The organism is Streptomyces sp. UG1 (genome assembly GCF_049974585.1).
Lineage (GTDB): Bacteria > Actinomycetota > Actinomycetes > Streptomycetales > Streptomycetaceae > Streptomyces.
This window is the reverse complement of the sequence record NZ_JBNGGG010000016.1, coordinates 182,465-193,226: the sequence shown is the minus strand read 5'-3', so window position 1 is coordinate 193,226 and position 10,762 is coordinate 182,465. Positions and strand designations below refer to the sequence as shown.

The following is a 10,762-nucleotide window of genomic DNA, read 5'->3' as shown; positions in this document are numbered from 1 at the left end:
TCGTGCAGCTTCCCGGCCCGGATCTCCCGGCACGCGGCGACGATCGCAGCAGCCTTCGCCGGCTCCAGCAGCCCCAGTTCCTCATTCGCCAGCGCGGCGGCCTCCTTCACGGCGGCAAGGGCGTCGATGAGATGCGGGTAGGCGGAGATCGGGGTGCCGGTGATCGGGAAGTTCTCGGTCGCGCGCAGGGTGTGCACACCCCAGTACGCATCAGCGGGAACGTCCCGGTCACCGAGCAGATCGTGTTCGCTACGGATGGCGGCGTTCATGAGGAAACGGTTCTTCTTTCTGAGAAGGTGAGGGTCAGCGCCCCTGAAAGGGGCGCGGGGCGTTATCGATTTGCGGCTACCGCCGCGCGGGCGCGACCAGCCACAAACAACCCGCAGCCGCCGCACAAGAACTCCGGCACATCCTTAGGTGCAAGCCGAAACAACAACGGGCTCCAAGGAGCGAACGGGCCGCACACACCCGACCTCCCGGCCGCCCCCAAGAAGCGCCTCACCCTGGAACTCGGCGAGCAGCCCCGGATCCACGCCCGCCCACGCAAGCGCCGCCGCAGCGACAGGCACCCGCGCCCGATTCGCCCCGTCGGCGATCTTCACGGCAACGGCCCGCCCGTCCGGCAGCGCGGCGACCTGGACGCCCTCGAAGCCGTCCTTCACCAACAGCCCCGGCACGGCCCGCATCAGAGCAGCCACATCCCGCCCGCTGCCAGAGGCCATCTCCGCGTGCTCCCGCATCGCGTCGGCGACCCGCGCCTCGGGCGTACCCGGCGCCGCGGTGGTGATGCGGGCCGCCGCACGGGCGAGCCCATGCAGCGACACGGAGAACAGCGGCGCCCCGCACCCGTCGACGGTCACCTGTGCGATGCGCTGCCCGGTGAGGTCCTCGACGATCTCGGCGATCGCCTGCTGAAGGGGGTGCCCAGGGTCGAGGTAGTCCTCAAGAGACCAGCCATTGAGCCGGCAGGCGTACAGCATCGCTGCGTGCTTGCCGGAGCAGTTCTGGGCGAGCGGCGACGGCAGTCGGCCCTCGCGCACCCACGCGTCCCGCACGACCGGATCGAACGGCATGTCCGGGACGTTGCGCAGATGCTCCTCGGTGAGCCCGGCGAGTTCCAGGATCCGCCGCGTCCCGGCGAGGTGGCGTTCCTCGCCGGAGTGGCTGGCAGCCGCAAGGGACAGCAGATCACCGTCCAGCGGGAGCCCGGCCCGCACCATGGCGACGGCCTGGACGGGCTTGAGCGCGGAGCGCGGATAGAACGCGGCCTCGATGTCACCGAGCTGGAACCGGACGGCTCCGTCGTCGCCGAGGACGACGACGGAGCCGTAGTGGATGCCTTCGGTCATTCCGCCACGTACGAGGTGGGCGACGGGGGCGTGCAGGGGCTCGCGGACAAGGGGTGCGTCCGCTATGGAACTTCTGTACATCACTGCCTGGTTGTCGTGGGTCGAGGAAGGGCCGTCGACCGGCGCGCGGGTCACGCGTCGGCCTTGCTTGCGGTGCGGCCGACTCGGCCGCGGATGCCGTACCAGCCGGCGACCAGCGCTGCGACGATCAGCGGCAGGCACAGCACGGTGGTGCGGCCGGCGCCTCCGTCGGCGTACATGAGGACCAGGACACAGGCGAGGAAGGCCAGCGTCACGAGTTCGGTCCAGGGGGAGCCCGGCAGTCGGTAGCCGGGGCGGGTGAGTTCGCCCTTCTCGGTCTTGTGCCAGAAGAGCAGGTGACAGACCATGATCATGCCCCAGGTGGCCAGGATGCCGATCGCCGCGAAGTTCAGCACGATCTCGAACGCCTCGGCGGGGACGACGAAGTTGAGCCCGACGCCCAGGACACAGATACCGCTGGTCAGCAGGATGCCGCCGTACGGGACCTGGCTGCGGCTCATCACCGAGGTGAACTTCGGGGCGGAGCCGGACATCGCCATGGAGCGCAGGATGCGGCCGGTGGAGTACAGGCCGGAGTTGAGCGAGGACATCGCCGCGGTGAGGACGACCAGGTTCATGACGCCGCCGGCCGCCGGGACACCGATGTTGGACAGCACGGTGACGAAGGGGCTCTCGCCCGCCTTGTACGAGGACCAGGGCAGCAGCATCGACAGCAGCACGACCGAGCCGACGTAGAACAGGCCGACGCGCCACATGATCGAGTTGATCGCCTTCGGCATGATCTTCTCGGGGTTCTCGGTCTCACCGGCGGCGACGCCGACCAGCTCGACGGAGGCGTAGGCGAAGACGACGCCCTGGATGATCAGCAGCATCGGGAGCAGGCCGCTGGGGAAGAGGCCGCCGTTGTCGCTGATCAGGGACGGGCCGGGGGTGTGGCCGTCCACGGGCTGCTGGGTGACCAGCAGGAAGATGCCGATCAGCATGAAGACGACGAGTGCGCCGACCTTGATGATGGCGAACCAGAACTCCAGTTCGCCGAAGATCTTGACCGAGATCAGGTTCACGGTCAGGACGACCGCGAGGGCTATGAGGGCGATCACCCACTGCGGGATGTCGGAGAACATGCCCCAGTAGTGGGTGTAGGTGGCCACCGCGGTGATGTCGGCGATGCCGGTGGTCGCCCAGTTCAGGAAGTACATCCAGCCCGCCGTGTACGCGCCCTTCTCCCCCATGAACTCCCGGGCGTACGACACGAAGGCGCCGGAGGAGGGCCGGTACAGGACGAGTTCGCCGAGGGCGCGGACGACCAGGAAGGCGAACAGGCCGCAGACCGCATAGGCGATGAACAGAGACGGTCCCGCGTCGGCGAGCCGGCCGCCGGCCCCGAGGAACAGGCCGGTGCCGATGGCTCCGCCGATGGCGATCATGTTGACGTGCCGGGCCTTCAGCGACTTGCTGTAGCCGTGGTCTCCGGCGTCTACGTGACCGGCCGAGGGGCGCGTCTCTTCTTTGAGGTGCTGCTCGCTCAAGCCTCGGGTCCGCCTTCCGTGCTGCTGCCCGTGCGCGGTGGGCGCACGATGTCGGTGAGGGTCGTCTCGACGCGGTCGAGGTGGTGCGCCATGGCGTCCGTCGCGTCGAGTTCGGAACCGTCGATCAGCGCCTCCACGATCGCCCGGTGCTCCCGGTTGGACTGCTCGCGGCGGCCGCCCAGCTCGTTGAGGAAGGCCGACTGACGCGCCAGTGCGTCGCGGATCTCCTCGATGACCCGGCGGAACACCGGGTTCTGGGCGGCCTCGGCCACGGCCAGGTGGAAGAGGGTGTCCATCGCGACCCACGCGGTGGTGTCCGTCTCCCGCTCCATGCGGTCGAGCAGATGGGCCAGGTGGTCGAGGTTCTCCGGGGTGCGGCGCACCGCCGCGTACCCGGCGACCGGGATCTCGACGTGGCGGCGCACCTCCAGCAGGTCGCTCGCCGAGTAGTCACCGAAGGTGGGATCCTCGACGGCGCTGGCGACGACGAAGGTGCCCTTGCCGGTCTTGGAGACGGTCAGGCCCATGGTCTGCAGGGCCCGCAGGGCCTCGCGCAGCACGGGGCGGCTGATCTCCAGGGTGCGGCACAGCTCCGCCTCGGAGGGGAGCTTGTCGCCGACGGCGTACTCGCCGCGCTCGATGGCGTCGCGCAGATGCGCCAGCACCGCTTCCATGGCGCTGACACGTCGCGGAGGCTGTCCGGCTGTCCGGCTGTCTGACAGGTTCACGGGACAGATACTCCGGGTGAGCCGTGGGTGGTGTCAAGGGAGGCCGAGGGAGAGATTCACCGGCCGTGACGCTCGACGGCCCAAATCACGCCCGCGCCGACGCTCAACTGTTGATCACTCCGGCGCCCAGCAGCCCGAACAGCAACAGCCCGACGACGATCCGGTAGATCACGAAGGCGTTGAAGGAGTGCTGGGCGACGAACTTCAGCAGCCAGGCGATGGAGGCGTAGGCGACGACGAAGGAGACGGCGGTGCCGACGGCCAGCGGCAGGGCACCTGTGCCGGTGCCGAGGGCGTCCTTCAGCTCGTAGATTCCGGCGCCGGTCAGGGCCGGGATGCCGAGGAAGAACGACAGCCGGGTGGCGGCGACGCGGTCCAGGTCGAGCATCAGCGCGGTGGACATGGTGGCGCCGGAGCGGGAGAAGCCCGGGAAGAGCAGGGCGAGGATCTGGGAGCTGCCGACGAGCATCGCGTCCTTGAAGGAGGTGTCGTCCTCCCCTCGCTTGTGCCGTCCCATCCGGTCCGCCGCCCACATCACCCCGCTGCCGGCGATCAGCGAGCCCGCGACCACCCACAGGGAGGCGAGCGGCCCCTCGATGAGCGGCTTGGCGGCCAGGCCCACGGCGACGATGGGGATGGTCGCGCAGATCACCCACCAGGCGAACTTGTAGTCGTGGTGGTACCGCTCCTCCTTGTCCCGCAGCCCGCGCAGCCAGGCGGAGACGATCCGCACGATGTCCTTGAAGAAGTACACGAGTACGGCGGCGATCGCGCCGACCTGGATGACGGCCGAGAACCCGACGACCGCGCCGTCGTCGACGGGGATGCCCATCAGCCCCTCGGCGATCTTCAGATGGCCGGTGGAGGAGACGGGCAGGAACTCGGTCACCCCCTCGAGGGCTCCGAGGACGACGGCCTGACCGACGCTGATGGCGCTCATGGGATCCAGTTCCGGGGGGTCGGTGGGACAGCGGGTGCCCACTGTCCTACCAGGTGCGGGTGTGGCCCTTGGCCATCGACGCCGCCGTGGCGTCTTACGCCCACACCGCCTGGGCGACCGACACGCCCAGGAACGCGGCGCCGAGGCCCACGGCCACGCTGCCCACGACGTTGGCGACGGCGTAGCGCCCGGCCCCCGTCTCGGTCAGCCGCAGGGTCTCGTAGGAGAAGGTCGAGTACGTGCTCAGGGCGCCGCACAGGCCGGTGCCGAGCAGCAGCTGGACGTGGGTGCTCGCGGCGCCGGCCGCCACCGCGCCGGTGAGCAGGCCGAGGATCAGAGAGCCGGCGACGTTGACGACGAAGGTGCCCCAGGGGAACACCGAGTCGTGCCGGGACTGCACCGCGCGGTCGGTGAGATAGCGCAAGGGTGCGCCCACGGCGGCGCCCGCGATCACCAGGAGCCAGTTCACGACGACTTCTTACCTTTCGTGTCCGGATCGCGCGCGGTGTCGTCGCGGCCGATGTACCGGATGACCTCGCAGTCGTCGAGGATGACGAGTCCTTCGGTGACGAGTTCGTCGAGCTGCGGCAGGAAGGCCCGTACGCGTTCCTCGGTGTCGACGATCACGATCGCGACCGGCAGGTCCTCGCTCAGGGACAGCAGCCGTGTGGTGTGGATCAGGGAGGAGGCTCCGAAGCCCTCGATGCCGCGGAAGACGCTGGCGCCCGCGAGGCCGGCCGTGTGGGCGCGGTGCACGATCTCCGAGTAGAGGGGCTTGTGGTGCCAGGTGTCGTGCTCGCCGATGAACACGGTCAGTCGCAGGGCCCTGCCGGTCAGCCTGGTCATGGCTGCCTCCACTTCAGGACGCGGCGGGTGGCCGCCGCCGCGAGCCAGACGGCCGTGAGTGCCGCGATCACGGTCGCGGCGAGGTAGGCCAGCCCCGTGCGCGGGTGGCCGCTGTCCACCAGCTTCTGGATGTCGACGGCGTATGTCGAGAAGGTGGTGAAGCCGCCGAGGACTCCGGTGCCGAAGAAGGGGCGGACGAGGCGGTGGGCGGCCCATATGTCGGTGATGACCACCATGAAGACGCCGATCACGGCGCAGCCGGCGACATTGGTCCACAGGGTCGCCCAGGGGAAGCCGCCCGGCGGGGCCGGCCACCACAGGGAGAGGGCGTGGCGGGCGGTGGCGCCGACGGCGCCACCGACGGCGACCACCGCGACGATCGGCGCCTGGGTCCGCCACGCCGTCCGGCGCGAGGGGCGGACGGGGGCGCGGAGGCTCTCGGTGTCCGGGGCTGTCATGGTCGTACGTCTCCTACTCGCCTGGGCCCGGGCATGCGGGCCTCGCGACTGCAAGTAGGGACCGTTGGCGGCACCACTGCCGCGGTTCGGGTACGGCGGGCCCCACCGCCGCGCCGCGAGGGTGATCGCGGCCGGTCAACAGGGTAACCCTCCCGTCGGCCGTCCTGCCGCCCCCGCTGCGGATGCCCGGCGTGCGGCGCGCGGCTACTGTCGCAGAGCCCGCCGAGCAGCCGAGGCTTCGTCCGCCGGAAGGAGCGTGGTCGGCTTGGCCCGCAACCGCCGTCTGATCCTGAGCTCGCCGTCCGAGGCCTGGGGCCTGCTGTCCGACGGCCGTCGCTACGGGGAGTGGGTCACGGGAACCCGGCAGGTCCTCGCGGTGGACCCGGACTGGCCGGACGTGGGCGCCCGGCTTCGGGTCCGGGTCGGGGTCGGTCCGCTGTCCCTCGACGACGGCGTCGTCGTCCGCATCTGCGAACCAGGGCGGCGCCTGGAGCTGGAGACGAAGGCGGATCCCTTCGGGGCGGCCCGCATCGCCATGCGGACAGTTGCCGTACCGGGGCTACCAGCCCTTCTCGAACATCCGCGCCACCTCGGCGATCCGCATCTCGTCCCGCCGGTAGTGCACGCTCCGCCCGATCCGCTTGGTGCGCAGCAGGCCGATGTTCACGAGGAGTTCGAGGTGGGTCTCGGCGGCCTCGAGCGGCAGGCCGAGCTTCGCGGCGACGGCGTCCGCGGTGACGCCGTCCTCGACCGGGTCGGCCTGCCCCTGGTCCGGGAAGTGCGTGACCGGGTCCTTCAGCCATTCCAGGATGTCCAGCCGCCGCCGTCCGGCGGGAGTCCTCAGCATCTCGTCCCCCTCCGTCCGGCCGTGTCGTGGGGCGCTCTCCCACTGTCCCGCAGCCGGGACCGCCGTGTACGCGACTCTTCGCGGCTTGTCCGGTACCGAACGGCCGTACGACACAGGGCGGTTGTCGCGGCAGACGAGAGGGCCCGGCCGCAGGGATGCAGCCAGGCCCTTTCGCCATGCAGTCACGGAGCCACCGAGCCGCGGAGCCACAAGGGCGTGGGCTCACGGACGCACGGACTCATGGCCTCACCGGTGGCTGAACCACGCCATCGACGAGAGCGCCTTGTCGTCGTAGCCGAACAGGGCCTGGTTCTCCCAGCCGTTGCCGGAGGAGGCGTCGGTCGGGTCCCAGCCGTTGCCCGTGACGGCGGTCCAGGTCGCCTCCCAGTAGAAGACGCCGAGGCCACGGCCGTTCGGTACGGCCTCCACGATGCTCGTCACGTCGTTCATCCACCGGCGCTGCCCGGCCGTGTTCGCCGGGTAGCCGGCCACCAGTTCGCCGGTGGTGTTGATGATCTCCTCGTGCGAGTCGTCGCTGTCCAGCCGGAACGGGTACGCCGTCTCGGCGACGAAGACCGGCTTGCCGTAGCGGGCGGCCGCGTCGTCCAGGGTCGTCTGGAAGTCGTGGAGCGAGCCGTGCCAGTAGCCGTAGTACGACAGGCCGATCGCGTCGAACCTCACGCCGTGCGCGACCGCGCTGTCGAACCACCAGCGGGTACCGGACAGGTCGCCGCCCTTGGCGAGGTGCAGGGCGACCGTGGTGGCCGAGTTGACCGCCTTGACCGCGTCGTAGCCGGAGTTGAGCAGACCGGCGAGCTGTGACCAGTTGCTCGTGGAGCCCTCGTTCCACAGCATGCCGCCGTTGATCTCATTGCCCACCTGGACCATGTCGGCCGTGGTGCCTTGAGCCTTCAACGCGTTCAACACGTCGTACGTGTGGTTGTACACATCGGTCTTGAGTTGACTGTACGAGTGACCGGACCAGGCGGCCGGCTTGGCCTGCGCGCCCGGGTCCGCCCAGGTGTCCGAGTAGTGGAAGTCGACCAGCAGCTTCATGCCGGCCGCCTTGACGCGCTTGGCCATGGCGAGGACGCGCGTCTTGTTGTTGTAGCCGTCGGCCGGGTTGACCCAGACCTTCAGGCGCGCGTAGTTCATGCCGGCGTTCTTCAGGATGGTGACCGCGTCGCCGTTGCTTCCGGAGGCGGTCTTGTAGACGCCGCCCTTGGCCTCGCTCTTGGCGAGGGAGGAGATGTCGGCGCCGTGGATCGACGTGCCGGACGTGCCGGACGCGAAGGTCAGGTCGTCCACATTGATCCAGTTGCCCGCGTTCGCGTCACTGTTGATGCTGATCGTGCACTGGTTGTTGGTCACATTGACCGGCACGACGATACGGATCCAGCCGCTCGCCGAGACGGGGATGTCGGTGCGCTGCTCGGCACCTCCGCAGTTCTTCAGCGCTATGTACGCCGAGTTCTGGCCGCCGCCGGAGCGCACCCACGCGGTGAGCTTGTGGTTGCCGTTGGTCAGCCCGGACAGGTACTGGTACGTCTCCACCTTGTAGGCGGAGGACGCCCAGTGGCTCAGCCGGTAACTCCCGCTGCGGCCACCGGACTCCGAGAAGGAGGCGGCGGTCGAGCCGTACTCCGACCAGCCGGCCGGCGTGGCCGCGCCGGCGCCGTCGGACTCGAAGCCGCCGTTGGTGAGCGTGTCGGCCGCCGAGGCGGTCGGCGCGGGCAGGGCGGTGAGGGCGAGTCCGGCGGTGAGCGGTATCAGCAGGGCTTTGAGGGTGCGTCTGGGATGGAACATCGTCGTCCGTCGTCCCTTCGACGTATGGGGATGGGGGGTGTGTCTCGTCGCCGCGGTGAAGGACCGCGGCGGTGAGAAGCCCCTCCGCCCGCGGCTCGCGGCACACGCGGGCGAAGGGGGGTCGGCTCAGCCGTCGAGTCGTACGACCCGGACGGCTCCCGCGGGGACCTCCAGGCGGCCCGCGGCACGTTCACCGGTCAGCAGCTCGGTGCCGGGCGCCACCAGCGGCACCTTGGCGTCGGAGGCGGTGTGATTGATGGCGAACAGGAAGCTGCCCGACTCGCCGGCGCGGTGCACGACCTCGACGTCCTGGGGAAGGTCGACACGCGGTGCGACCTGGGCGTCCTCGATCGCCCAGCCCAGCAGCGCGCCTAGGCCCTCGGCGCCCAGGCGGGTGGAGACGTACCAGGCGGTGCCCTCGCCCAGGCGGTGCCGGGTGACGGCCGGGTGGCCGGCGGTCAGGCCGTCGGCGTACGTCCAGACGGTCTCGGCGCCGCGCGGAACGACGAACTCCGTCCACACGTCGCCGCCGAGCTCGGAGCCGTCGGGACCGGTGATGCGCACCGACTGGTCCTGAAGCAGCGGCGAGAACTCCTCGATCGTCAGACCGAGAACGTCCCGCAGCGGTCCCGGGTACGCGCCCTCGTGCACGGCGTCGTGCTCGTCGACGATGCCGGAGAAGTACGACACGACGAGGGTGCCGCCGTTCTCGACGTACCGGCGCAGGTTGCGGCCGGACGCCTCCGTCATCAGGTACAGGGCCGGTACGACGACAAGGGGATAGGCCGACAAGTCGGCTTCCGGGTGGGCGAAGTCGACCGTGAGATGGCGGTCGTAGAGCACCTCGTAGAAGGCGTCGGCGCGCTCGCGCGGGTCGTGGTCCTCGCTGGGGCGCCAGTCGAGGTTCTGCGCCCACCAGGAGTGCCAGTCCCACAGCATCGCCACGTCCGCCTGGGTCCGGGTGCCGCGCAGGGCGCTCAACGAGTCGAGGCAGGCTCCGAGTTCGACGACCTCGCGCCACACGCGCGTGTCCGTGCCGCCGTGCGGGACCATCGCCGAGTGGAACTTCTCGGCGCCGCGCCGGGACTGGCGCCACTGGAAGAACAGGGCGCCCTCGGAGCCGCGTGCGACATGGCCGAGGGAGTTGCGGGCCATCTGGCCGGGGGCCTTGGCGGGGTTGCGGGGCTGCCAGTTGACGCCCGAGGTGGAGTGCTCCAGGAGGATCCAGGGTGCTCCCCCGGCCACCGAGCGGGTGAGGTCGGCGGCCATCGCGAGGTTGACGTGGGTGCGGCGGCCGTCGGTGATCAGGTAGTGGTCGTTGGTGACGATGTCGACCTCACGGCCCCAGGCCCAGTAGTCGACGGAGTCGCACTGGCTCAGGGCCGTCATGAAGTTGGTGGTGACCGGGACGCCGGGCGAGAGGCGGTGCAGGATGTCCCGTTCCCTACGGAAGTTCTCGCGCATGGTGGCGTCGGCGAACCGCTTGTAGTCCAGTGCCTGGGACGGGTTGACCGAGGTCGGGGTCGTGCGCGGCGGGTTGATCTGCTCGAAGTCGCTGTAGCGCTGGCCCCAGAAGGCCGTGCCCCAGGCCGCGTTGACCGCCTCGACCGTCCCGTACGTCGACTCCAGCCAGCGGCGGAAGTGGGCGGCGCAGGAATCGCAGTAGCAGGCCGAGACGGGGACGCCGTACTCGTTGTGCACGTGCCACATCGCGAGGGCCGGGTGGTCGCCGTAGCGTTCGGCGAGCTTGGTGGTGATCGACGCGGCGGCCGCACGGTAGTCGGCGCTGCTGTGGCAGATCGCGGCGCGGGAGCCGAACTCGTGGCGCACGCCCTCCGCCGTGACGGGCAGGGCCTCGGGGTGGGCGCGGTAGAACCACACCGGCGGGCACACGGTGGGGGTGCCCAGGTCGACGCGGATGCCGTGCCCGTGCAGCAGGTCGAGGACGCGGTCCATCCAGCCGAAGTCGTACCGGCCGGGTGAGGGCTCCAGCAGGGCCCAGGAGAAGATCCCGACACTCACCATCGTGACGCCGGCCTCGCGCATCAGCCGGACGTCCTCCCGCCAGACGTCTTCCGGCCACTGCTCGGGGTTGTAGTCCCCACCGAAGGCGAGCCCGGTCAGGCCCCTGGGGGTGGTCTCCGGCATGGATCTCTCCCGTTTGAGTCGATCATTTGGGAACGTGCACACACTCGATCTGCGGCGCGAGCCCAACAT

11 protein-coding genes and 1 pseudogene are annotated in these 10,762 nt (G+C 70.0%); 1 reads left to right on the top strand and 11 read right to left on the bottom strand.

The window, feature by feature from the left end; translation table 11 throughout:
* The 8 genes from ACP4J3_RS19960 to ACP4J3_RS19925 all read right to left on the bottom strand — a co-directional run.
* On the bottom strand, positions 1 to 269 hold a 269-nt coding region (locus ACP4J3_RS19960), incomplete at its 3' end, for a lyase family protein (RefSeq protein WP_426536207.1).
* Positions 270 to 413: 144 nt separating this feature from the next.
* Entirely contained in the window at positions 414 to 1,430 is a 1,017-nt protein-coding gene (locus ACP4J3_RS19955; protein ID WP_426536205.1) for an asparaginase, read from the bottom strand.
* Between the two features lie 50 nt (positions 1,431 to 1,480).
* Positions 1,481 to 2,920 carry an amino acid permease gene (locus ACP4J3_RS19950; protein WP_426536203.1) on the bottom strand — a complete coding sequence of 480 codons (1,440 nt, stop codon included), beginning with the start codon at positions 2,918 to 2,920 and terminating at the stop codon, positions 1,481 to 1,483.
* The gene (locus ACP4J3_RS19945) at positions 2,917 to 3,594 is read right to left on the bottom strand and encodes a FadR/GntR family transcriptional regulator (RefSeq protein ID WP_426536201.1); all 678 of its coding nucleotides are present in this window, start codon (positions 3,592 to 3,594) and stop codon (positions 2,917 to 2,919) included. Before ACP4J3_RS19945 ends, ACP4J3_RS19950 begins: the two co-directional genes overlap by 4 nt.
* 157 nt (positions 3,595 to 3,751) lie before the next feature.
* Positions 3,752 to 4,588: an undecaprenyl-diphosphate phosphatase gene (locus tag ACP4J3_RS19940; RefSeq protein WP_426536199.1), complete on the bottom strand. Its 837-nt coding sequence runs from the start codon at positions 4,586 to 4,588 to the stop codon at positions 3,752 to 3,754.
* 94 nt (positions 4,589 to 4,682) lie between these two features.
* Positions 4,683 to 5,057 (bottom strand): fluoride efflux transporter CrcB, encoded by a 375-nt coding sequence (crcB, locus tag ACP4J3_RS19935; RefSeq protein WP_426536197.1) that lies wholly within the window; start codon positions 5,055 to 5,057, stop codon positions 4,683 to 4,685.
* Entirely contained in the window at positions 5,054 to 5,434 is a 381-nt protein-coding gene (locus tag ACP4J3_RS19930; RefSeq protein ID WP_426536195.1) for a DUF190 domain-containing protein, read from the bottom strand. The genes crcB and ACP4J3_RS19930 overlap by 4 nt, the downstream gene beginning before the upstream one ends.
* On the bottom strand, positions 5,431 to 5,892 hold the full coding sequence (locus ACP4J3_RS19925) for a fluoride efflux transporter FluC (protein WP_426536193.1): 462 nt from the start codon (positions 5,890 to 5,892) through the stop codon (positions 5,431 to 5,433). The genes ACP4J3_RS19930 and ACP4J3_RS19925 overlap by 4 nt, the downstream gene beginning before the upstream one ends.
* A gap of 265 nt (positions 5,893 to 6,157) precedes the next feature.
* On the opposite strand from ACP4J3_RS19925, the pseudogene ACP4J3_RS19920 reads away from it, so the two are divergent.
* A pseudogene (locus ACP4J3_RS19920) lies at positions 6,158 to 6,439 on the top strand (SRPBCC family protein); the annotation flags it as partial.
* Between the two features lie 12 nt (positions 6,440 to 6,451).
* Here ACP4J3_RS19920 and ACP4J3_RS19915 read toward each other — a convergent pair.
* The 3 genes from ACP4J3_RS19915 to ACP4J3_RS19905 form a co-directional block, all read right to left on the bottom strand.
* Positions 6,452 to 6,739 (bottom strand): ArsR/SmtB family transcription factor, encoded by a 288-nt coding sequence (locus ACP4J3_RS19915; protein WP_426536191.1) that lies wholly within the window; start codon positions 6,737 to 6,739, stop codon positions 6,452 to 6,454.
* A 246-nt stretch (positions 6,740 to 6,985) separates the two neighbouring features.
* Positions 6,986 to 8,545 carry a glycoside hydrolase family 53 protein gene (locus tag ACP4J3_RS19910; protein WP_426536188.1) on the bottom strand — a complete coding sequence of 520 codons (1,560 nt, stop codon included), beginning with the start codon at positions 8,543 to 8,545 and terminating at the stop codon, positions 6,986 to 6,988.
* 126 nt (positions 8,546 to 8,671) lie between these two features.
* Complete coding sequence (locus tag ACP4J3_RS19905) at positions 8,672 to 10,693, bottom strand: beta-galactosidase (protein WP_426536186.1); 2,022 nt, start codon at positions 10,691 to 10,693, stop codon at positions 8,672 to 8,674.
* Between the last annotated feature and the right edge of the window lie 69 nt (positions 10,694 to 10,762).